Raw genomic sequence first — 22855 nt, forward strand, 5'->3', positions numbered from 1 at the left:
GGAGGCGTGTACAGACTCGTACGCGCCGTCTGGCTCGGTGCCGCGCACGCGGTCGGCGCCGTCTTCCGTGGCATAGGGCAGGGCGCGAAGGGTCTTGACCCGGCGCACCGCAAGGACGGTGTCGCGCTCCTGCTGCTCGCCCTCAGCCTGATCGTCGCCGCCGGTACCTGGTCCAATCTGCGCGGCCCTGTCGGCGATCTCGTCGAGATGCTCGTGACCGGCGCCTTCGGCCGGCTCGACCTGCTCGTGCCGATACTGCTCGCCGTCATCGCCGTGCGGTTCATCCGGCACCCCGAGAAGCCCGACGCCAACGGACGTATCGTCATCGGCCTGTCCGCGCTCGTCATCGGCATCCTCGGCCAGGTCCACCTCGCGTGCGGCTCGCCCGCGCGCAGCGCCGGCATGCAGGCGATAAGGGATGCCGGCGGACTCATCGGCTGGGGCACGGCCACCCCGCTGACGTACACCATGGGCGAGGCCCTGGCCGTGGCGATGCTCGTGCTGCTCACCGTCTTCGGTCTGCTCGTCGTCACCGCGACGCCGGTCAACGCGATTCCGCAACGGCTGCGGCTGCTCGGGCAGAAACTGGGCATCATCGCGGACGATGCCGTCGAGTACGACGACGTCGCCGAGTACGGCGAGGACGACGCCCGCTACGACGAACAGTGGCGCGACGCGGTGCCCGCGCGCCCCCGCAGGCGCGGCTCCGCCCCCGAGCCGTACGACCCCGACGGCGCCGAGCAGGAGGCCCTCACCCGGCGACGCCCGCGGCGCTCCGCAGTCCGCCAGCCCGACCCGAACCGGCCGATGGACGCCGTGGACGTCGCCGCGGCGGCCGCCGCCGCGCTCGACGGGGCGGTGCTGCACGGCATGCCGCCCTCGCCGGTCGTCGCCGACCTGACCCAGGGCGTGAGCGTGGGCGACCGGGAGGAGACCACTCCCGTCCCGGCCGCGCGCAGCAAGCCCGCCAAGGAGGACCCCCCGGCCGCGAGGCCGCCCAAGGGCGCCCGGCAGGACTCCCTGGTGCCGGACCTGACCAAGCAGGCCCCGGACGAGCCCCGCGAGCTGCCGCCGCGCGCCGAGCAGCTCCAGCTCGCCGGCGACATCACCTACTCCCTGCCCTCGCTGGACCTCCTGGAGCGGGGCGGCCCCGGCAAGACCCGCAGCGCGGCCAACGACGCCATAGTGGCCTCCCTGTCCAACGTGTTCTCCGAGTTCAAGGTCGACGCCTCCGTCACCGGCTTCACCCGCGGACCGACGGTCACCCGGTACGAGGTCGAGCTGGGCCCGGCGGTGAAGGTCGAGCGGATCACCGCGCTGACCAAGAACATCGCCTACGCCGTCGCCAGCCCGGACGTACGGATCATCAGCCCGATCCCCGGCAAGTCGGCCGTCGGCATCGAGATCCCCAACACCGACCGCGAAATGGTCAACCTGGGTGACGTCCTGCGTCTCGCGGACGCGGCCGAGGACGACCATCCGATGCTGGTCGCGCTCGGCAAGGACGTCGAGGGCGGCTATGTGATGGCCAATCTGGCGAAGATGCCGCACGTGCTCGTCGCGGGTGCGACCGGCTCCGGCAAATCGTCCTGCATCAACTGTCTGATCACCTCGGTCATGGTCCGCGCGACCCCCGAGGACGTCCGTATGGTCCTCGTCGACCCCAAGCGCGTCGAACTGACCGCCTACGAGGGCATCCCGCACCTCATCACGCCGATCATCACCAACCCCAAGCGGGCCGCCGAGGCACTGCAGTGGGTCGTGCGCGAGATGGACCTGCGCTACGACGACCTGGCCGCGTTCGGCTACCGGCACATCGACGACTTCAACGAGGCCATCCGCAACGGCAAGGTCAAGCTGCCCGAGGGCAGTGAGCGCGAGCTGCAGCCGTACCCGTACCTGCTGGTGATCGTGGACGAGCTGGCCGACCTGATGATGGTGGCGCCGAGGGACGTCGAGGACGCGATCGTGCGCATCACGCAGCTCGCGCGCGCGGCCGGCATCCACCTGGTGCTCGCGACGCAGCGGCCGTCCGTGGACGTCGTCACGGGTCTGATCAAGGCGAACGTGCCCTCGCGGCTCGCCTTCGCCACCTCCTCGCTCGCCGACTCGCGCGTCATCCTCGACCAGCCCGGCGCGGAGAAGCTGATCGGCAAGGGTGACGGGCTGTTCCTGCCGATGGGGGCGAACAAGCCGACCCGAATGCAGGGCGCGTTCGTGACCGAGGACGAGGTCGCGGCGATCGTGCAGCACTGCAAGGACCAGATGGCGCCCGTCTTCCGGGACGACGTCACCGTGGGCACCAAGCAGAAGAAGGAGATCGACGAGGAGATCGGCGACGACCTGGACCTGCTGTGCCAGGCGGCCGAACTGGTCGTCTCCACGCAGTTCGGCTCCACCTCGATGCTCCAGCGCAAGCTGCGCGTCGGCTTCGCCAAGGCCGGGCGGCTCATGGATCTCATGGAGTCCCGGGGCATCGTGGGGCCGAGCGAGGGCTCCAAGGCACGTGACGTTCTCGTGAAACCCGACGAGCTGGACGGCGTGCTGGCCGTGATCCGGGGGGAGACTGAGGCGTAGGGACCGCAGACGGGAACGCGGAGAGGCGCGGCCGGGGCCTACGGCGGGGAGAACCGGTTGCCGGGCGGGCGGAACACGGATGCGATTACGGCATCCGGGTAGGCGAACGTGACTGATCCGTAAGGAAAGGGTGAGCAACCGTTTCCCTTCGGCGTACGTCAAGTTGGACGAGGTGACAGCTCCGTGCCCCACCTTCACCACCAGCAGGATGACCGGCCATTCTGATGGCGTACAAAGTCCCACCGCCCGGTTGCCCCACCCTTTCGTACCCCCCCTAGACTGAACTTCCAGCACAGGTGGCTACACGCTCGAAAGGCGCCCCCGTGTCCATCGGCAACTCCCCTGACGGCAACTTCCCCGAAGACGAGCGTCCGTTCGAAGACGACCGTGACGAACGCTCGGCGGAACGCCCCTCGATCGGTCGTGTCCTCCAGCAGGCACGCATCGCGGCCGGGCTGACCGTCGACGACGTCAGCAACGCCACCCGGGTCCGCATCGCCATCGTGCACGCGATCGAGCAGGACGACTTCTCCCCCTGCGGTGGCGACGTCTACGCGCGCGGTCACATCCGCACCCTCGCGCGCGCGGTGCGCATCGACCCCGTCCCGCTGATGGAGCAGTACGACGAGGCCCACGGCGGACGGCCCGCGCCGACGCCCGCGGCCCCGCTGTTCGAGGCGGAACGGATCCGGCCCGAGCGGCGCGGCCCCAACTGGACCGCCGCCATGGTCGCCGCGATCGTCGCGGTGATCGGCTTCGTCGGCTTCACCGCGTTCGACGGCGGGGACGACGACGGCTCCGGCACACAGGTCGCCGAGGGCTCCACGCCCACCACCAGCAAGCCCGCCCCGTCCAAGCCCAGGACCGACAAGCCCGACGCCGACCCCAAGCCCGACCCGACCGACAGCGCCATCGCGGCAGCGCCCCGCGACAAGGTGACCGTGCGGGTCAGTGCCTCCGACGGGCGCAGCTGGATCTCCGCCAAGGACCACAACGGCCGGCTCCTGTGGGACGGCCTCCTCAAGCAGGGCGAGTCCAAGACCTTCCAGGACGGCTCCAAGATCGACCTCGTCCTCGGTGACGCCGGGGCCGTCCAGCTCTACGTCAACGGCAAGAAGATCGAGGACGACTTCCAGCCGGGCCAGGTCGAACGACTGACCTACACGAAGGGTGATCCCGAGGTCGGCTGAGCCCCCGGTAGGGCCGGACCGCGGACGCACGGACGATTCGAAGGAAGCGTGAGGGACGGGGTTGGCCAAGATCGGCCAACCCCGTCGACGTGGGCTGTCACTGGGACGAAGTAGTCTTGAGCCCATGCCTGAACGCCGTACCGTCGCACTCGTCACTCTTGGCTGCGCCCGTAACGAGGTGGACTCGGAGGAGCTCGCAGGCCGCTTGGAGGCGGACGGCTGGGAGCTCGTCGAGGACGCCGAGGAAGCGGACGTCGCGGTCGTCAACACCTGTGGCTTCGTCGAGGCCGCCAAGAAGGACTCCGTCGACGCGCTCCTGGAGGCCAACGACCTCAAGGGACACGGCAGAACCCAGGCCGTCGTGGCCGTCGGCTGCATGGCCGAGCGGTACGGCAAGGAGCTGGCCGAAGCGCTGCCCGAGGCCGACGGCGTGCTCGGCTTCGACGACTACGCGGACATCTCCGACCGCCTCCAGACCATCCTGAACGGCGGCATCCACGCCTCGCACACCCCGCGCGACCGCCGCAAGCTGCTGCCGATCAGCCCGGCCCAGCGCCAGGAGTCGGCCGCCGAGGTCGCGCTGCCGGGGCACGCACCCGCCGATCTTCCGGAGGGTCTCGCCCCGGCTTCCGGGCCGCGTTCGCCGCTGCGCCGCCGCCTGGACGGCTCGCCCGTCGCCTCCGTGAAGCTCGCCTCCGGCTGCGACCGCCGCTGCTCCTTCTGCGCTATTCCCTCCTTCCGCGGCTCCTTCATCTCCCGCCGCCCCTCGGACGTGCTGAACGAGACCCGCTGGCTGGCCGAGCAGGGCGTCAAGGAGGTCATGCTCGTCTCCGAGAACAACACCTCCTACGGCAAGGACCTGGGCGACATCCGGCTGCTGGAGTCCCTGCTGCCCGAGCTGGCCGAGGTCGACGGCATCGAGCGGGTGCGGGTGAGCTACCTCCAGCCCGCCGAGATGCGGCCCGGCCTCATCGACGTGCTCACCTCCACGCCCAAGGTCGTGCCCTACTTCGACCTCTCCTTCCAGCACTCCGCCCCGGCCGTACTGCGCTCCATGCGCCGCTTCGGCGACACCGACCGCTTCCTGGAACTGCTCGACACCATCCGCGGCAAGGCACCCGAAGCCGGCGTGCGCTCCAACTTCATCGTCGGCTTCCCCGGCGAGAGCGAGGCCGACCTCACGGAGCTGGAGCGCTTCCTGAACGGCGCGAGACTGGATGCGATCGGCGTCTTCGGGTACTCCGACGAGGAGGGCACCGAGGCGGCGACGTACGACGGCAAGCTGGCCGAGGACGTGGTCGCCGAGCGGCTCGCGCACATCTCGCGGCTGGCCGAGGAGCTGGTCTCGCAGCGTGCCGAGGAGCGCGTCGGGCAGACCGTCCGCGTGCTGGTCGAGTCGGTCGACGGACACGAGGGCGCCTACGGCCGGGCCGCCCACCAGGCACCCGAGACCGACGGCCAGGTGCTGTTCACGAGCGGCGAGGAGCTGAGCGTCGGCCTTATGGTCGAGGCGAAGGTGGTCGGCACGGAAGGCGTCGACCTGGTGGCCGAGGTGCTTCCGGGCTCGCACGACTCCCTCGCGTGTACTGAGGAGGCGGCCAGATGACGGGAGTCCCGGCATCCGCGGCGGGCGGCACCTCCGGCGCCAAGGGCGCGACGAGCGCCCCGGGCGTTCCCGGCGCCCCGAGCGCCGCCGCCTCCAGCGATGCCGGGGAGGCACGGGCCGTGCGTGGCGGGAAGCTGGGAGCTGCCGCCGTCAACCAGGCCAGCCTCTGGAACATCGCGAACATCCTGACCATGGTCCGCCTGGTCCTCGTGCCGGGCTTCGTCGTGCTGATGCTCATGGACGGCGGGTACGACCCGGTGTGGCGTGCCTGGGCATGGGCCGCCTTCGCCGTCGCCATGATCACCGACGTCTTCGACGGCCACCTGGCCCGGACCTACGACCTCGTCACCGACTTCGGGAAGATCGCCGACCCCATCGCCGACAAGGCGATCATGGGCGCCGCGCTGATCTGTCTGTCCTACCTCGGCGATCTGCCGTGGTGGGTGACGGGAGTCATCCTCGGCAGAGAGCTCGGGATCACGCTCCTGCGCTTCATCGTCATCCGCTACGGAGTCATCCCCGCGAGTCGCGGCGGCAAGCTGAAGACCCTGATCCAGGGCATCGCCGTCGGCATGTACGTCCTGGCGCTGGAGGGGTGGCTGGCCACTCTGAGGTGGTGGGTGATGGCCGCTGCGGTCATTCTGACCGTGGTCACCGGAATCGACTATGTGAGACAGGCCATTGTGCTGCGCCGGCGCGGAACCGCCGAGCGCGAAGCCGCAGCGGAGGGAACGGAGCATTGACTTCCATGGCCGCCGAAGTGCTGCGACTACTGACAGTGAGGGGCGAGACGCTCGCCGTCGCCGAGTCGCTGACCGGCGGCCTGGTCGCGGCCGCTCTCACCGCGGCCCCCGGCTCCTCCCAGGCGTTCCGGGGCTCGGTCACCGCCTACGCCACACAGCTGAAGCACCAGTTGCTCGATGTCGACGCCACCTTGCTGGAGCAGCGCGGGGCGGTGGATCCGCAGGTCGCGGCCCAGATGGCGGAGGGCGTCCGTAAGTCGCTCGGCGCCGACTGGGGAATTTCGACCACCGGAGTCGCGGGTCCCGAACCGCAGGACGGCCAACCCGTCGGCACGGTCTACGTGGCCGTCGCCGCGCCGTCCGCAGCCGATTCCGGCGTATCAGGTGGCGGGAAAGTGTCGTCGTTGCGGTTGAACGGCGGCCGGGCGGAAATCCGTATGGAGAGTGTACGGAGCGTACTCGCACTGCTTCTCGAGGAGCTTGCGGGCGAACAGACCGGAAATGAGCGGGCACAGGATACGGAACAGAACGGGGGGACCTGATGTTTGCAGCCCTGAGTGAACACAACAGCGCTCCCCGCACGGCCGCAGCGCAAGGCGGTACGGTGGGGCGTGAAGGATGCGGCTACGCGGTCCGAGGAGGGAGCCACCGATGATTCTGCTCCGTCGCCTGCTGGGTGACGTGCTGCGTCGGCAGCGCCAGCGCCAGGGCCGTACTCTGCGCGAAGTCTCCTCGTCCGCCCGAGTCTCACTCGGCTATCTCTCCGAGGTGGAGCGGGGGCAGAAGGAGGCTTCCTCCGAGCTGCTCTCCGCCATTTGCGACGCGTTGGACGTACGGATGTCCGAGCTCATGAGGGAAGTGAGCGACGAGCTCGCCCTCGCCGAGCTGGCCCAGTCCGCAGCGGCCACCGAGCCGGTGCCAGCACCAGTGCGTCGACCGATGCTCAACTCCGTCTCGGTGGCCGGTGTGCCGCCGGAACGGGTCACGATCAAGGCACCCGCCGAAGCGGTGGACGTCGTCGCGGCGTGACCTGCCGCGACGGTGTGCGAGAGGTTCGGCGCGTGCCGGTGAAGAAGTAGCAGCGAGACGGGAGCCCCGGGCGGGGTCTTCAGGGAGACCTGGGGGCGCCGGCCGGGGCTCTCGCGTCGCGCCCGTCGCGGGGCCGGGGTTCTGGGCCGCCCCCGTTTGCCGGGGTGGTGGTGTGCGGTCATGGTGGAGGGGCGGAACGGGGACCTGCGCGCCATTCGATCGTCTGTGCGGGCGCACGGGGTCGTACGGTCGTCTCAAGAATCCGGAGCTGCGCTGATGTACGTGGTGAAGAGCCCGCTGTCCGATGCCGATCTCAGGACCGTCTCCGAGGCGCTGCAGGGAGCCCTCGTCGATCTCGTCGACCTCTCCCTCGTGGCCAAGCAGATCCACTGGAACGTGGTCGGGCCGCGGTTCCGCTCGGTCCATCTCCAGCTCGACGAGGTCGTGGACACCGCCCGGCTGCACTCCGACACGGTCGCCGAACGCGCCTCCACCCTCGGCGTCCCACCGGACGGTCGGGCCCGGACGGTGGCCGGGAGCAGCGGGATCGCCCCGGTCCCGGACGGCTGGGTCAAGGACGCGGACGCGGTGGGGACCCTGGTCGACGCGCTCGGCTCGGTGATCACCCGAATGAGGACGCGGGTGGAGAGCACCGCGGAGGCGGATCCGGTGAGCCAGGACATCTTCATCCAGATCACCGCGGATCTGGAGAAGCATCACTGGATGTTCCAGGCGGAGAACGGATAGCGCGACGTCTTCCGGCGTCGCGAGCCGGCGCCGGGCTTCCGTGCGCTCCCGCCTCTCGCTGGGTCGTGCGCCCCCGGGCCGACGCGTGCGGTGGGGGCGTGAAAACGGCGGTGAGTGGCTGCGGGGCGCATCGTGTGCCCCGCGGGCGCGGTCCTCGTGAGAGGGGCGTGCGTCCCTGTGCCGGTGGTGCGCCCTCTCCGCCCGTGACGAGGGCCGTCTAGCGTCGTTCTGGGGGCCCGGAGGCCTTGGAGGTGGCGGCCATGCGGATAGTTCGCTGGGGGGCGGCTCTGGGGCTCGGTGCGCTGTGGTGGTGGGGTGTGCTGCGGCTCGCGCTGGTGCCGGACGCCGGCGCGGTGGAGGGGGCCGTCGCGGCCGGGGGGTGGGGGCTGAGCCTCCTTCCTGTGCACTGCGTACCGAAGGGACGGGCACCGGGACGGCCGGGGGGCGCGTCAGGGGGCGCGGGGGGTGGTCCGGTTCTGGAGGGCGCGGTGGGGGCCGCGGTCACCAGGGCATGGCCACCCCGCCGTTCGGACGGAGGATCTGACCCGTCGTGAACGCCGAGGCGTCGGAGGCGAGGTGCAGGACGGCGTGCGCGATGTCGTCGGGCTCGCCGACCCGGCTCAGGGGTGACAGCCGGGCCATGAAGGACTCCGTCCGCGCCTGTTCCTCGCCGTCGTGGCGATCGGTCATGGGCGTACGGATCCAGCCCGGGGCCACCGCGTTGACGCGGATGCCGTGGGCACCGACCTCGGTCGCCAGGGTCTTCGTCAGCTGGACCACCGCCGCCTTGGTCACGCCGTAGCAGAGCAGCCCCGGACCGCCGGTGTCGACGGCGCCCGAGGCCATGGTGACGATGCTGCCCCGCGTCCCGTCGTCGATCATCCGGCGGGCCGCCGTCTGGCAGGCGTGGAGAACTCCCTTGAAGTTGACGCTCCACACCCGTTCCAGGTCCTCGTCCCGTGTCTCCAGAACCGGGCTGCTGTGCATGATCCCGGCGATCGCCGCCATCACATGGAGCCGCTCGCAGGCGGCGACGGCCCGGGTGAGCTGGGCGCGGTCGGTGACGTCGAGGTGGTGGGTGTGGGCGGTGGCGTTCCTGGCCTTGATGAGGGTCGCCGTCTCGTGCAGGCCCTGTGCGTCGCGGTCCGCACAGTGCACCGTCGCGCCCGCCTCGGCGAGCAGCACGGCCGACGCGCGGCCGATGCCGCTGCCGGCGCCGGTGACGAACGCGGTGCGGCCGGTGAGGTCGTACGCCGGGATGGCCATGGCTCGACGGTACGAGCGTATCTGACGGCTCGTCAATTAGGTGTGCGGCGCTGTACTCGGTTGCCCGGGCGGGGTGTTCGCGTGGTGCCCGGGGCCGGCGACGGGCCCGGCTGGCAGGTGGGGCACCAGTAGGTGGGGCGTTCGCGGGAGCCGTCGCCCTGGTCGGCCACGCGGACGGAGGTGTGGCAGCGCAGACAGGGGCGGGGGGCCCGGCCGTACACGAACAGGTCGTGGTGGCGGTGGCCTGTCGTGTTGCGGATCGGGCGGTCGCGGTTGGCTTCGAGGAGCTTCTTGGCGAGGGCGGGCAGCCGGGCGGCGAGATCCTCCGGGAGGGCGCCGGCGGGGAGCCAGGGGGTGACCCGGAGCAGGAAGCACAGCTCGCTCTTGTAGACATTGCCGATGCCGGCCAGATTGCGCTGGTCCAGGAGGGCCTCGCCGAGGGCGCGGTCGGGGTCGCTCAGGAGGTTGGCGAGGGCGCGGTCGGGGTCCCAGTCCGGGCCGAGCAGGTCGGGGCCGAGGTGGCCGACGGCGCGGTGTTCGTCGGTGGTGCGCATCAACTCCAGGACGGGGAGGCGGTAGCCGACGGCCGTGCGCTCGGTGTTGCCCAGAATGGCGCGGATCTGGTGCGCGGGGCCGCCGCGCCAGCGCTCGCCGTGGGCGTACACCTTCCAGGAACCGTCCATCCGCAGGTGCGAGTGCAGCGTCAGGCCGCCTTCGACGCGGGTGAGGAGGTGTTTGCCGCGAGGGGTGACGTCCAGGACGGTACGGCCGGTGAGGTCGGCCGTGGCGTACTTCGGCACGCGGAGGTCGGAGCGGGACAGCACCTTGCCGGCGAGGGCGGTGTGGAGTCGCCTCGCCGCTTGCCAGACGGTGTCACCTTCGGGCATGGGTCAAGGGTGGCATGGGTTCGGTGGTGGGTGGTGGGTAGCCGGTGCTGGTGCCCGGCGTTGGGTGGCTCGGGGTGGGTGAAGGTGGGTGAGGTCGAGCGGGGCCGGTGCAGGGGTCTCGCGTTCGGTGATCATGCTCGGATACGGAGGCCGCGCGGGGTCGCGATGAAGCCCGCCGCTTCGAGGAGGGGGCCGTGGGGGGAGGTGAGGGCGGAGGTGCCGTTCACGCGCTCCACCGTGACGGTGCCGAGGGAACCCGCGCGTGCGGCCGCTGCCAGGGCTTCGGCGGCCGGGCGGAGGCGGGGGTCGTCCAGGGGCCTGGCGTCCGGGTCGGCGGGCCAGGCCAGGAGCGTCTTGCCGCCGCGCTCCATGTACACGGTCAGCTCGCCGTCGACCAGGACGACCAGGGAGCCCGCCTTGCGGCCCGGTTTGTGTCCGGCCTCAGTGGGCGGATCGGGCCAGGGGAGGGCGGCGCCGTAGGCGTTGGCGGGGTCGGCCGCGGCCAGGACGACGGCTCTGGGGGAGGGGGTGGCGCTGGTGCGGTGCGGGTCGCGGCCGGATCGGGCACGGGGGCTGAAAGGGCTGTCGGGCCCGGTGCGGCCGTAGGGGGTGCCGCCGTCAGAGTGAGCGAAGTCCTGGTCGTAGGTACCGGGCCCGCCGTGGGGGTCGGCGTCCAGGCTGTCGGGGGCGGCCAAGGAGGTGGGGGCGAACGGCTCGCCGGGGCCCGGGCCGTGGTGGCCCGGGCCGTCGGGGAAGCCGTCCCAGGGGGTGGGGGCCTGGGGTGTGCCGGGGGTTTCGGGGAAGTCGTCCGGGGCGGGGCTTCGCAGGGGCTCGTTCCGGTCGCGGGCGTTGGACACCGCGCGGAGGCGGTCCACGGCGCCGTCCATCGCGAACTGGGCGGCGCCCAGACCCTCGACGACATAACCGCGGCGGGCCTGGCCGCTCTCCTCGAAGACGGACAGGACGCGGTAGACCGCGGAGAAGCCGCCCTCGACGCCCTCGGCGGCCACAGCACCCCGGGTCACGACACCGTGGCGGTCGAGCAGTGTGCGGGCCAGGGCGTGGGCGCGGACGGTGGGGTCGGGCTCGTGGGCGGGGAGGAGGGACCAGCGGCCGGCGACCGTGGGCGGTCCCGTACGGGACTGGGGGCGGGCGGCGGCGGTCAGCGATCCGTACCGGCCGCGCGGGACGGTGCGCTTGGCGCGGTGGGCGGTGGAGCCCGCGGTGCGTCCCGAGCCCAGGAGGGAGCGCATCGGGGTGAGTGTGTCGTTCGTGAGCCTGCCGGACCAGGCCAGGTCCCACACGGCGTCGGCCAGTTGGGGGTCGGTGACGTCGGGGTGGGTGGTCGCGCGGATCTGGTCGGCGATCTGGCGGAAGAAGAGGCCGTAGCCGCCGGAGAGGGTGGTCAGGACCGATTCGTGGAGCGCGGTCAGCTCCAGGGGATGCGCCGGAGGCAGCAGGAGCGGGGCCGCGTCCGCCAGGTACAGCGAGACCCAGCCGTCCTTGCCCGGGAGGGCTCCGGCGCCCGCCCACACGACCTCGCCGGCCGCGGTGAGCTCGTCGAGCATCGCGGGGGTGTAGCCGGCGACCCGGGAGGGCAGGACCAGCTTCTCCAGTGCGGAGGCGGGCACCGAGGCCCCCTGCACCTGCTCGATCGCGCGCACCAGCCCGTCGATGCCCCGCAGCCCGTGACCGCCGCCCACGTGCTGCCACTGCGGCAGGAACTGGGCGAGCGCGGCGGGCGGCACCGGCTCCAGCTCGTGCCGCAGGGCCGCCAGCGAGCGGCGGCGCAGGCGGCGCAGCACGGCCGCGTCGCACCACTCCTGGCCGATGCCCGCCGGGTGGAACTCGCCCTGGACGACACGGCCGTTCGCCGCGAGCCGGTGGAGTGCCCCGTCCGTGACGGCCACCCCCAGGCCGAAGCGCGCGGCCGCCGTGGCCGAGGTGAAGGGGCCATGGGTGCGCGCGAACCGGGCGAGGAGGTCGCCGAGGGGATCCTTGACGGGCTCGGTGAAGGCTTCCGGGACGCCGACCGGCAGGGCCGTGCCGAGCGCGTCGCGCAGGCGGCCCGCGTCCTCGATCGCCGCCCAGTGGTCGGTGCCGGCGATCCGGACGCGGATGGCGCGGCGGGCCCCGGCCAGCTCCCGCGCCCACTGCGGCTCGGCGCCCCGCTCGGCCAACTCGGTGTCCTTGAGCGGGCCGAGGAGCCGGAGCAGGTCCGCGACACCTTCGGCGTCCTTGACCCGCCGGTCCTCGGTGCGCCACTGCAGCTCCTGCTCCAGCTCCGTCAGCACGTCGGCGTCGAGCAGTTCGCGCAGCTCCGCCTGGCCCAGCAGTTCGGCCAGCAGCCGGGAGTCCAGCGACAGTGCGGCCGCGCGGCGCTCGGCGAGCGGGGAGTCGCCCTCGTACAGGAACTGGGCGACGTAACCGAAGAGGAGGGAGCGGGCGAAGGGGGAGGGCTCCGGGGTGGTGACCTCGACGAGGCGGACCTTGCGGGACTCGATGTCGCCCATCAGCTCGGTGAGGCCCGGGACGTCGAAGACGTCCTGGAGGCATTCGCGGACCGCCTCCAGGACGATGGGGAAGGACCCGAACTCACTCGCCACCTGCAGCAGTTGGGCCGCGCGTTGACGCTGTTGCCACAGAGGTGTGCGCCTGCCCGGACTGCGGCGGGGCAGCAGGAGCGCGCGGGCGGCGCACTCGCGGAAGCGGGACGCGAACAGTGCCGAACCGCCCACCTGGTCGGTGACGATCTGGTCGACCTCGCCCTTGTCGAAGGCGACGTCCGCCGCGCCGATCGGGGCCTGCTCGGCGTCGTATTCGGTGCCCGCTCTCACGGGCTCCATGTCGAGCAGGTCCAGGCCCATCAGGTCGGCGTCGGGCAGGCGGAGCACGATGCCGTCGTCGGCATGCATGACCTGCGCGTCCATGCCGTACCGCTCGGAGAGCTTCGCGCCCAGGGCGAGGGCCCAGGGGGCGTGGACCTGGGCGCCGAAGGGGGAGTGGACGACGACCCGCCAGTCGCCCAGCTCGTCACGGAAGCGTTCGACGACGATCGTGCGGTCGTCGGGGACGTGGCCGCAGGCCTCGCGTTGTTCGGCCAGGTACGCGAGGACGTTGTCGGCGGCCCAGGCGTCGAGTCCGGCGGCCAGCAGGCGCAGCCGGGCGTCCTCGTCCGACAGGGAGCCCACCTCGCGCAGGAACGCGCCGACCGCGCGGCCCAGTTCGAGCGGGCGGCCGAGCTGATCGCCCTTCCAGAAGGGCAGGCGGCCCGGGACGCCCGGCGCGGGGGAGACGAGCACCCGGTCGCGGGTGATGTCCTCGATGCGCCAGGAGCTGGTGCCGAGGGTGAAGACGTCCCCGACGCGGGACTCGTACACCATCTCCTCGTCGAGTTCGCCGACCCGGCCGCCGCCCTTCTTGGGGTCGGAGCCCGCGAGGAAGACCCCGAAGAGGCCGCGGTCCGGGATCGTGCCCCCGGAGGTGACCGCGAGGCGCTGGGCGCCCGGCCGCCCCGTGATCGTGCCCGCGACCCGGTCCCACACCACGCGCGGGCGCAGCTCCGCGAAGGCGTCGGACGGATAGCGGCCCGCGAGCATGTCGAGGACGGCCGTGAACGCGGACTCGGGGAGGGCGGCGAAGGGCGCCGCGCGGCGGACCGTCGCCAGGAGATCGTCGAACTGCCAGGTGTCCATCGAGGTCATGGCGACGATCTGCTGCGCCAGCACGTCCAGGGGGTTGCCGGGGATCCTCATGGACTCGATGGAGCCGCTGCGCATCCGCTCGGTGACCACGGCCGACTGGACCAGGTCACCGCGGTACTTGGGAAAGACGACGCCCGTGGAGACCGCGCCCACCTGGTGTCCCGCGCGGCCCACACGCTGCAGGCCGGAGGCGACCGAGGGCGGCGACTCCACCTGGACGACGAGGTCCACCGCGCCCATGTCGATGCCCAGTTCGAGACTGGAGGTGGCGACCACGGCCGGCAGTCTTCCCGCCTTCAGATCTTCCTCGACCAGGGCGCGCTGTTCCTTGGAGACCGAGCCGTGGTGGGCGCGGGCCAGGACCGGGGGCGCTGCCTGGGCCGCGCCCGAACCGCCCATCAGCTCGGCCGGGCCGTGGTGCTCGTCCAGCGGCTCACCGGTGGCCCGCTCGTACGCGATCTCGTTCAGCCGGTTGCACAGGCGCTCCGCGAGGCGGCGGGAGTTGGCGAACACGATCGTCGAGCGGTGGGCCTGCACGAGGTCGGCGATCCGCTCCTCGACGTGCGGCCAGATCGAGGGGCGCTCCGCCCCCTCGTTGCCGTCCGCGACCGGGGAGCCGCCCAGCTCGCCCAGGTCCTCCACCGGCACGACCACCGACAGGTCGAACTCCTTGCCGGACGGAGGCTGGACGATCTCCACCCTGCGGCGCGGGGACAGATAGCGCGCGACCTCGTCGACCGGACGCACCGTGGCGGACAGGCCGATACGGCGGGCCGGCCTGGGCAGGAGCTCGTCGAGCCGCTCCAGGGACAGCGCGAGGTGGGCGCCGCGCTTGGTGCCCGCGACCGCGTGCACCTCGTCCAGGATCACCGTCTCCACGCCCGTGAGCGCGTCGCGGGTGGCCGACGTCAGCATCAGGAACAGGGACTCGGGGGTGGTGATCAGGATGTCCGGCGGACGCGTGGACAGGGCCCGGCGCTCGGCGGGTGGGGTGTCCCCGGAGCGGATGCCCACCTTCACCTCGGGCTCGGGCAGCCCCAGGCGTACCGATTCCTGGCGGATACCGGTGAGCGGACTGCGCAGGTTCCGCTCCACGTCCACCGCGAGCGCCTTCAGCGGGGACACGTACAGGACCCGGCAGCGCTTGCGGGGGTCGGCCGGGGGCGGGCTCGATGTCAGCTGGTCCAGCGCGGCGAGGAACGCGGCCAGTGTCTTGCCGGAGCCGGTCGGGGCCACCACCAGCACGTCCGAGCCCTCGCCGATCGCCCGCCACGCCCCGGCCTGGGCCGCGGTGGGCGCGGAGAAGGCCCCCGTGAACCAGCCGCGGGTCGCGGGGGAGAAGCCGTCGAGGGCTCGATCTGCGGAGCTGACCATGCCCCCATCCTGCACCCGGCCACTGACAATGGCCCGGACCTGCGGAAACGGAAGGGGCGGGGGCGGGGTGGATCCGCTGGGGGCCGCGATGTCGGCGGGTGGGTCCTCCCGGTCACTTGGTCACATGGTCCCCTTGGCCGCCGATCGCGTGTCACGGCGCTGCCGACGCTCCTCCGCACCAGGCCCGCACGCCCGCTACTGCCCCCGACTTCGATGCCCGGACGATCCACCCCGCAGAATGGGGGCATGGCGGGTTCGGCGGAGCGGGCGAGGCACTGGCGGTACGCGGAGCTGCCCGGTGTGGATCTGCTGCGGGCGACCTACGTCGAGAAGAAGTTCGTGCGGCACACCCACGAGCACTTCGTGATCGCGGCCATCGCCGACGGAGTGGAGATCTTCCGCCACGGGGGCGCCGATCAGTACGCCGGCCCGGGAGCGCTGGCCCTGGTCAACCCCGACACCCCGCACACCGGCCGCGCGGGTGTGCCCGAGGGCTGGCGGTACGGGGCGGTCTACCCGTCGCCGGACGTGGTGGCCGAGATCGCCGCCGAGACCACCACGATCCGCGGCACCCCCGGCTTCGTCACCCCCGTGCTCGAGGATCCGTACGCCGCCGGGCTCGTCCACCGGGTCCTGCGGGCCGTCGACGAGGGCAACGCGCTGGCGGCGGACACCCTGCTACGGGTGGTCGTGACCCGGCTGCTGCGCCTGAACGGCGGGCCCCTGCCCCAGCGTGCCGTCCGCACTGCCGGCTCCCCCGTCGCGGCACGCGCGCGTGCCGTGCTCGAGGAGCGGATGGCCGACCCGCCGACCCTGGAGCGGCTCTCGGCCGACCTCGGCACCAGCCCTTTCGCTCTCTTGCGGGCCTTCCGCTCGGCTTATGGCATGCCTCCGCACACCTGGCTGACCGATGCCCGCGTCCGCCGGGCCCGTGGCCTGCTCGACACCGGCACGACTCCCGCCGCGGCCGCCGTCGCCGTCGGCTTCACGGACCAGCCTCATCTCAACCGCCACTTCAGCCGCATCGTGGGCGTGCCGCCGGGCGCGTACCAGCGGGAACGCACGGGCGGGGCCGACGACGGATCGCGAACCCGGGGACGACGTATGTGAACGGGGGCGGGTGCGTTCGCGTATGGGCGCCGCGCCCACGAACGTGAGCCCCGTGAGCCCCGCGAGCCCCGCGTGCATGAGTGTGAGAGCGACGCGGGCGGGCGCAAGAACGTACAAGACCCGTAGGCGTGGCCGCTCGTACCGTCCAGGCGTGGTGACTGAACAGACTCGTCTCGTGGAGACGCAAGACGGCGGCGGCGTGAAACCCGACGGAGCCGTCGTCCGGGATGCTCTCGGCGTCGGGGTCGCGGTCGGACTGTCCGGGTTCGCCTTCGGGGTGACCTCGGCCGGCAGCGGGCTCGGGCTGCTGCAGACCTGTGCCCTGAGCCTTCTGGTGTTCACCGGGGCCTCCCAGTTCGCCCTGGTGGGCGCGCTCGCGGCCGGCGGCAACCCGTTCACGGCTGCGGCCGGGGCCTTCTTCCTGGGCGTGCGCAACGCGTTCTACGGGCTGCGCCTCTCCCAACTGCTGGCCCTCCCGCGCGCGGTGCGGCCTTTCGCCGCCCAGTGGGTCATCGACGAGACCACGGCCGTAGCCCTCGCCCAGCCCACGCGCCGCGCCGCCCGTATCGGCTTCACCGTCACCGGGCTCAGCCTCTATGTGCTGTGGAACCTCACCACGCTGCTCGGCGCGCTCGGCGCCGAGGCCATCGGCGACACCGACGCGTGGGGGCTCGACGCGGCCGGGCCCGCCGTCTTCCTGGCCCTCCTCGCGCCGATGCTGCGGACCACCGCGGAGCGGGCCGTCGCGGGCGTCGCCGTCGTCCTGGGGCTCGGACTGCTGCCCGTCCTGCCCGCCGGGGTCCCGGTCCTCGTCGCCGCGGTGGCCGCTCCGGTCGTCCTCTGGGCGGAGGGGCGCCGCAGGGCCGACGGCCGGCCGGACGACAGCCGACGAGGCGTCCAGGAAGACGGCGTCCCGGAAGACGACGCCCAGGAAGACGGCGTCCAGGAAGGTGGCGACCGATGAACGTCTGGATCGCGATCATCGGCACCGCCGTCGGCTGTTACGCCGTCAAACTGATCGGCCTGCTGGTCCCCGAGGGCATCCTGGAACGCCCGCTCGTCCAGCGCCTCGCCGCCCTGCTGCCCGTTGCCCTCCTCGCCGCTCTCACGGCCCAGCAGACCTTCGCCGACGGGCACGACCTGGTGCTGGACGCGAGGGCCGCCGGGCTCACCGCAGCCGCCGTCGCACTGCTCCTGCGTGCCCCGTTCCTGCTCGTCGTGGCCGCGGCGGTCGTCGTGACGGCCGGGGTGCGGGCGGTGTCGGGCTGACGCGGCTTGTCGTGGGGCACGCGCGCGTGTCGTCGATCTCGCCCTCGACGTACGCGCGCGTGCCGGCCGACCGGCCGCGCGCGTGGTGTCCGGTGCGTCGAAGGTCTCAGCCGATGGACCGCCCGTACGCCCGCAACGTGCGCAGCGCCTCGATCGTCACGATGGGGCGGCTCTCCATGGCGGTGCTCGGGGCCCATTGGCGCCAGCGGATCGGCCAGCCGCCGTCCTCGCCCTGTTCACTCGCCAGGAAGTCGAGGGAGCGGGCCATCTCCTCGTCGGTGAACCACGCGCGCGCGAGCGATTCCGGGGTGTGCGCGAAGTCGTGCGGGTAGTGGTGCTCGTCCGGGGCGTAACCGGCGGACACCGGGTAGTCGTCCGGTCGTGCCGGATCCAGTGTGGCGAGCCGGTGTTCGCGCACCAGGCGGCCGAGCCGGTCGGCGGCGGCCCGGGCACGCGAGCGGTCGGGCACGGACTCCAGGAACGCCACGGCGGCGTGGACCTCGTAGGGGTGCGACTTCTCCAGGGACTCGACCGCCTGCCAGCAGAAGTCGGTGGCCCGGAACAGCCAGGCGTGCCATACCTGGTTGCGGTGCAGCAGACCCACCACCGGCCCCGTGGCCAGCAGATCACTGGGCGGGTCGTCGACGATCGGCACGAACGGGGCCACCGGGTAGCCACGCTGGCTGGGGTGCACGGCGGGAAGGGCACCGTCCTGGGTCGACACCGACGTCAGATAGCGGCACACGCGCTCCACCCGCTGTCCGCCGCAGCGCCCGATCGAGTCCAGCACACGCAGCGCGTGCCCGGTGTGCAGCGGCTGGCTCACGGGCCCGCGCAGATCGGGTTCGAGCGCGTGGCCGTACCCGTCATCGGCATTGCGGTAGGCGGACAGCGTGGTCTCCACCGCGTCGGCTCCCCCGTCCAGGAAGTGGTACGCGAAGCGGCGCTGCTCCAGCACGCGCGCGGTCAGCCAGACGAACTGTTCGGCGCGAGCCAGCGGGGTGGGCGCCGGGGACGACGTGGGGAGTGGGGATGCTCCGGTTTCGGCCATGGCTCCGACCGTAGGGCGGAAAGCGGTATCGGAAAGCCGTCCCGGCCAGGCCCACCCCCTGGGGCGGGATACTGGACTCATGCGGTTGACGGTCTTCTGGCAGCGGATGGCGGATCACTTCGGTGAGGGGTACGCCGACACCTTCGCGCGCGATCATGTGATGTCCGGCCTCGGCGGGCGCACGGTCAGCGAGGCGCTGGACGCCGGCTGGGAGGCCAAGGACGTGTGGCACGTGGTGTGCGCGACCATGGGCGTTCCGGCGGAGAACCGCTGAGAGGCAGCGGACTTCACCGGACGGACGCTGCTCGTTGGACCGGAAGGCCCGGGGGCGGCGACTGATTGTCGGTGCCGTGGGCGAGACTTGGTCCGTGGCACCCACAGACGAGACCGCGCGTTTCGAGCACCAGGCAACTCCGTCCGGCACGACACCGCCCTCCGGCCCCCCGGTCGGCGCGGGGCCCGGTGTCGCGCCGAGCGAGCGCATGCCGCGCTGGCTGCCGCGCGCCATGGTGCTGGCTCTCTCCCTCGTCGCGGTCTTCCAGTTCGGCAGCTGGGCGTTCCACCAGCTCATCGGGCTGCTGGTCAACATCCTCATCGCGTTCTTCCTGGCGCTGGCGATCGAGCCCGCGGTGAGCTGGATGGCCTCGAAGGGGCTGCGCAGGGGCTTCGCCGCGTTTCTGGTCTTCCTGATCACGCTGATCGGGGCCGCCGGATTCGTCACCCTGCTTGGTTCGATGCTGGCCGGCCAGATCATCAAGATGGTCGAGGACTTCCCGGCGTACCTCGACTCCGTCATCAGCTGGATCAACACGAGTTTCCACACCGAACTCAAGCGCGTCGACATCCAGGAGGGGCTGCTCCGCTCCGACTGGCTGCAGAAGTACGTGCAGAACAGCGCCACAGGCGTCCTCGACGTCTCCGCGCAGGTGCTGGGCGGCCTCTTCCAGCTGCTGACGATCACGCTGTTCTCCTTCTACTTCGCCGCCGACGGCCCCCGGCTGCGCCGCGCACTGTGCTCCGTCCTGCCGCCCGCCAAGCAGGCCGAGGTCCTGCGCGCGTGGGAGATCGCGGTCGACAAGACCGGCGGCTATCTGTACTCCCGCGGCCTGATGGCACTGATCTCCGGCGTGGCGCACTACGTCCTGCTGGAGTACCTCGACGTGCCCTACGCGCCGGCGCTCGCGGTCTGGGTCGGCCTGGTCTCGCAGTTCATCCCCACGATCGGCACCTACCTGGCGGGTGCCCTGCCCATGCTGATCGCCTTCACGGTCAACCCGTGGTACGCGCTGTGGGTCCTCGTCTTCGTGGTCATCTACCAGCAGTTCGAGAACTACGTGCTGCAGCCCAAGCTGACCGCCAAGACCGTGGACATCCATCCGGCCGTGGCGTTCGGCTCGGTCATCGCGGGCACCGCGCTCCTCGGCGCCGTGGGCGCGCTCATCGCCATCCCCGCCATCGCCACCCTGCAGGCCTTCCTCGGGGCCTACGTGAAGCGGTACGACGTCACGGACGACCCCCGCGTGCACGGGCACCGCAGACGCGGAACGGGCAACCTCATCGCCCGGCTGCGGAGGCACCCGCACCGGACGGCGGAGGAGGACGGGACCGGCGGCGACGTCCTCACACGTGTGCGCAGGCGGCTGGAGGAGAGGCGCGGCACGAGACCGTCGCCGGACGACTCCACGAACGGGCGGCGGGACGACGGCACCGCGCGCCGGGAGCCGGAGGGGGATCCCGGCTCGGAAGGCGGCATCGGACCCGAGAACACCGCGGGACCGGACACCACGGCCGGGCCCGAGGACGACACCACCCCGTAGGCCTGCTGCAGGCGCCCCCGTACCGCCCTACGCCCGCCCCGTACCGCGCGCCCTACGCCCGCCCCCGTACCGCCCTGCCGCCGTACCCCTCCGCCCGGCACCGAGCCGTGTCATCGGCCGCCGTTCCGGCGTGGACCCGCTCCGCCGGAAGTGCTCCGGGTGCCGCGTGGTGCGCTTGACACTAAAATCGAACATCCATTCTTATGGAAGCTCCGGCGAAGCGTTCCGGCCGGAGTTCGGCAGGGTTTTCGTGGAGAAGTGCCCGAGTTATCCACAGGCCGGGCGGGCGTCGGGGCCCATTGTCAGTGGCAGGCGTTAGCGTCTTTCACGTGAAGCGATCGACTCAAGCAAACCGGGTGGAACCCATGGCAGGAACCGACCGCGAGAAGGCGCTCGACGCCGCGCTCGCACAAATTGAACGGCAGTTCGGCAAGGGCGCGGTGATGCGCCTGGGCGAGCGGCCGAACGAGCCCATCGAGGTCATCCCCACCGGGTCGACCGCACTCGACGTCGCCCTTGGTGTCGGCGGTCTGCCGCGAGGCCGAGTGATCGAGGTGTACGGCCCGGAGTCCTCCGGCAAGACGACCCTGACCCTGCACGCGGTGGCGAACGCACAGAGGGCCGGCGGCCAGGTGGCCTTCGTGGACGCCGAGCACGCCCTCGACCCCGAGTACGCGAAGAAGCTCGGCGTCGACATCGACAACCTCATCCTGTCGCAGCCGGACAACGGCGAGCAGGCCCTGGAGATCGTGGACATGCTGGTCCGCTCCGGAGCCCTCGACCTCATCGTCATCGACTCCGTCGCCGCGCTCGTCCCGCGCGCGGAGATCGAGGGCGAGATGGGCGACAGCCACGTGGGTCTGCAGGCCCGTCTGATGAGCCAGGCCCTGCGAAAGATCACCAGCGCGCTCAACCAGTCCAAGACCACCGCCATCTTCATCAACCAGCTCCGCGAGAAGATCGGCGTGATGTTCGGCTCCCCGGAGACCACGACCGGTGGCCGCGCGCTGAAGTTCTACGCCTCGGTGCGACTCGACATCCGCCGTATCGAGACCCTGAAGGACGGTACCGACGCCGTCGGCAACCGCACCCGCGTCAAGGTCGTCAAGAACAAGGTCGCGCCGCCCTTCAAGCAGGCCGAGTTCGACATCCTGTACGGACAGGGCATCAGCCGCGAGGGCGGCCTGATCGACATGGGTGTGGAGAACGGCTTCGTCCGCAAGGCGGGCGCCTGGTACACGTACGAGGGCGACCAGCTCGGCCAGGGCAAGGAGAACGCCCGCAACTTCCTGAAGGACAACCCCGACCTCGCCAACGAGATCGAGAAGAAGATCAAGGAGAAGCTGGGCGTCGGGGTCCGGACCGAGGAACCCACCGCAGAGCCGGGAGCGGACGCGGCGGTCTCCGCCACGCCCGCGGACGACACCGCGAAGGCGGTGCCGGCGTCGGCTGCCAAGACCGCCAAGACCAAGGCTGCGGCGGCGAAGAGCTAGTCCGTGACACGTAGAACGGACTGGGGCGAGTACGCATACCCCAGTGCCCCCGAGAGCCGGGGGCGCGGGGGTACCGGCGAGGGCACCGGGGAAGCCGGCGCGGACGGGTACGGATCCGGGCCGCACGACGACACACCGTCGTACGGCACGGACACACCGCCCGGCGGTGCGCCTGTCGACGGCGAGCCCCACGGCGACCAGTCGTACGACGGCGACGGCCGGGGCGGCGGTGGCGTCGGTCGGCGGGCGGACGAGGCGCGCTTCGGTGCGGGCTCGACCGCCGGCACCCGTCGACGCGGCGACGGCGCCTCGCGCGGTGCGGGCGGTGACGCGCGAGGGGGGCGCGGTGGCCGCAGCGGTCGACGGCGCGGCTTCGGGGAATCGGGCGACGGCCCGGACGGCGGGGGGCCACAGGACGGGGGTTCGTCTTTCTCGTCGAGGGCCGAGAAGGGGGAGTCCTCAGGGGACCCGGCTGAGCGGGCACGCGGGATCTGCCTGCGCCTGCTCACCGGGACCCCGCGTACCCGCAAGCAACTGGCGGACGCCCTGCACAAACGCGAGATCCCCGAGGACGTGGCGGAGGAGGTGCTGTCGCGGTTCGAAGAGGTCGGGCTGATCAACGACGGCGCGTTCGCGGACGCCTGGGTGGAGTCCCGGCACCACGGCCGGGGGCTGGCCAGACGAGCTCTCGCCCGGGAGCTGCGTACCAAGGGCGTCGACTCGACACTGATCGACGAGGCCGTGTCCCAGCTCGACTCCGATCAGGAGGAGACCACCGCACGCGAGCTGGTCGCCCGCAAGCTGCGCTCCACCCGTGGCCTCGACCGCGACAAACGCCTCCGCCGGCTCGCAGGCATGCTCGCCCGCAAGGGTTACTCCGAGGGCATGGCCCTCCGCGTGGTCCGGCAGGCGCTGGAGGAGGAGGGGGAGGACACGGAGGGGCTGGAGGGCGAGGGGTACTGAGCCGAGAGGCGCAGGGCTGAGCCGAGGCC

Annotated in this window: 19 protein-coding genes; 15 read left to right on the forward strand and 4 right to left on the reverse strand. The window is 71.9% G+C overall.

Annotated features, from left to right (window positions below; all coding sequences use genetic code 11):
• Window positions 1-6: 6 nt before the first annotated feature.
• From H4687_RS33700 to H4687_RS46785, 8 genes are all read left to right on the forward strand, one after another.
• Complete coding sequence (locus H4687_RS33700) at window positions 7-2577, forward strand: FtsK/SpoIIIE family DNA translocase (RefSeq protein WP_046918135.1); 2571 nt, start codon at window positions 7-9, stop codon at window positions 2575-2577.
• Between the two features lie 323 nt (window positions 2578-2900).
• Complete coding sequence (locus H4687_RS33705; RefSeq protein WP_046918136.1) at window positions 2901-3767, forward strand: helix-turn-helix domain-containing protein; 867 nt, start codon at window positions 2901-2903, stop codon at window positions 3765-3767.
• A 124-nt stretch (window positions 3768-3891) separates the two neighbouring features.
• A complete protein-coding gene (rimO, locus tag H4687_RS33710; RefSeq protein ID WP_046918137.1) occupies window positions 3892-5373 on the forward strand; it encodes a 30S ribosomal protein S12 methylthiotransferase RimO in 1482 nt (493 codons plus the stop codon).
• Complete coding sequence (gene pgsA / locus H4687_RS33715; RefSeq protein WP_046918138.1) at window positions 5370-6116, forward strand: CDP-diacylglycerol--glycerol-3-phosphate 3-phosphatidyltransferase; 747 nt, start codon at window positions 5370-5372, stop codon at window positions 6114-6116. The genes rimO and pgsA overlap by 4 nt, the downstream gene beginning before the upstream one ends.
• Window positions 6113-6658: a CinA family protein gene (locus H4687_RS33720; protein ID WP_046918139.1), complete on the forward strand. Its 546-nt coding sequence runs from the start codon at window positions 6113-6115 to the stop codon at window positions 6656-6658. The genes pgsA and H4687_RS33720 overlap by 4 nt, the downstream gene beginning before the upstream one ends.
• Before the next feature lie 109 nt (window positions 6659-6767).
• Entirely contained in the window at window positions 6768-7145 is a 378-nt protein-coding gene (locus H4687_RS33725; protein WP_005481441.1) for a helix-turn-helix domain-containing protein, read from the forward strand.
• A 276-nt stretch (window positions 7146-7421) separates the two neighbouring features.
• On the forward strand, window positions 7422-7892 hold the full coding sequence (locus H4687_RS33730; protein WP_046918140.1) for a Dps family protein: 471 nt from the start codon (window positions 7422-7424) through the stop codon (window positions 7890-7892).
• 260 nt (window positions 7893-8152) lie between these two features.
• Entirely contained in the window at window positions 8153-8446 is a 294-nt protein-coding gene (locus H4687_RS46785; protein ID WP_078907481.1) for a hypothetical protein, read from the forward strand.
• On the opposite strand, the gene H4687_RS33735 is transcribed toward H4687_RS46785, so the two are convergent.
• From H4687_RS33735 to H4687_RS33745, 3 genes are all read right to left on the reverse strand, one after another.
• A complete protein-coding gene (locus H4687_RS33735) occupies window positions 8394-9158 on the reverse strand; it encodes an SDR family NAD(P)-dependent oxidoreductase (RefSeq protein WP_050399281.1) in 765 nt (254 codons plus the stop codon). The two genes, H4687_RS46785 and H4687_RS33735, sit on opposite strands and share 53 nt — an antisense overlap.
• Before the next feature lie 32 nt (window positions 9159-9190).
• Window positions 9191-10045 carry an Fpg/Nei family DNA glycosylase gene (locus H4687_RS33740; RefSeq protein WP_046920173.1) on the reverse strand — a complete coding sequence of 285 codons (855 nt, stop codon included), beginning with the start codon at window positions 10043-10045 and terminating at the stop codon, window positions 9191-9193.
• A 131-nt stretch (window positions 10046-10176) separates the two neighbouring features.
• The gene (locus H4687_RS33745; protein WP_192781747.1) at window positions 10177-15123 is read right to left on the reverse strand and encodes an ATP-dependent helicase; all 4947 of its coding nucleotides are present in this window, start codon (window positions 15121-15123) and stop codon (window positions 10177-10179) included.
• Between the two features lie 246 nt (window positions 15124-15369).
• On the opposite strand from H4687_RS33745, the gene H4687_RS33750 reads away from it, so the two are divergent.
• The 3 genes from H4687_RS33750 to H4687_RS33760 all read left to right on the forward strand — a co-directional run bounded on the left by H4687_RS33750 (window position 15370) and on the right by H4687_RS33760 (window position 17502).
• Window positions 15370-16233 (forward strand): AraC family transcriptional regulator, encoded by an 864-nt coding sequence (locus H4687_RS33750; protein ID WP_050399282.1) that lies wholly within the window; start codon window positions 15370-15372, stop codon window positions 16231-16233.
• Window positions 16234-16387: 154 nt separating this feature from the next.
• A complete protein-coding gene (locus tag H4687_RS33755; RefSeq protein ID WP_046920252.1) occupies window positions 16388-17197 on the forward strand; it encodes an AzlC family ABC transporter permease in 810 nt (269 codons plus the stop codon).
• Window positions 17194-17502, forward strand: coding sequence for an AzlD domain-containing protein (locus H4687_RS33760; protein ID WP_046920249.1), 309 nt, complete (start codon window positions 17194-17196; stop codon window positions 17500-17502). The genes H4687_RS33755 and H4687_RS33760 overlap by 4 nt, the downstream gene beginning before the upstream one ends.
• 106 nt (window positions 17503-17608) lie before the next feature.
• On the opposite strand, the gene H4687_RS33765 is transcribed toward H4687_RS33760, so the two are convergent.
• A complete protein-coding gene (locus H4687_RS33765; RefSeq protein ID WP_046920250.1) occupies window positions 17609-18553 on the reverse strand; it encodes a hypothetical protein in 945 nt (314 codons plus the stop codon).
• A gap of 79 nt (window positions 18554-18632) precedes the next feature.
• On the opposite strand from H4687_RS33765, the gene H4687_RS33770 reads away from it, so the two are divergent.
• The 4 genes from H4687_RS33770 (at window position 18633) to recX (ending at window position 22826) form a co-directional block, all read left to right on the forward strand.
• Window positions 18633-18827 carry a DUF3046 domain-containing protein gene (locus H4687_RS33770; RefSeq protein ID WP_046920251.1) on the forward strand — a complete coding sequence of 65 codons (195 nt, stop codon included), beginning with the start codon at window positions 18633-18635 and terminating at the stop codon, window positions 18825-18827.
• Window positions 18828-19035: 208 nt separating this feature from the next.
• On the forward strand, window positions 19036-20370 hold the full coding sequence (locus H4687_RS33775) for an AI-2E family transporter (RefSeq protein ID WP_097249244.1): 1335 nt from the start codon (window positions 19036-19038) through the stop codon (window positions 20368-20370).
• Window positions 20371-20735: 365 nt separating this feature from the next.
• Window positions 20736-21863, forward strand: a complete 1128-nt coding sequence (recA, locus tag H4687_RS33780) for a recombinase RecA (RefSeq protein ID WP_046920258.1) — start codon at window positions 20736-20738, stop codon at window positions 21861-21863.
• A gap of 3 nt (window positions 21864-21866) precedes the next feature.
• The gene (recX, locus tag H4687_RS33785) at window positions 21867-22826 is read left to right on the forward strand and encodes a recombination regulator RecX (RefSeq protein ID WP_046920257.1); all 960 of its coding nucleotides are present in this window, start codon (window positions 21867-21869) and stop codon (window positions 22824-22826) included.
• Window positions 22827-22855 lie beyond the last annotated feature (29 nt).

The organism is Streptomyces stelliscabiei (genome assembly GCF_014873495.1).
Taxonomy (GTDB): Bacteria; Actinomycetota; Actinomycetes; order Streptomycetales; family Streptomycetaceae; genus Streptomyces; species Streptomyces bottropensis.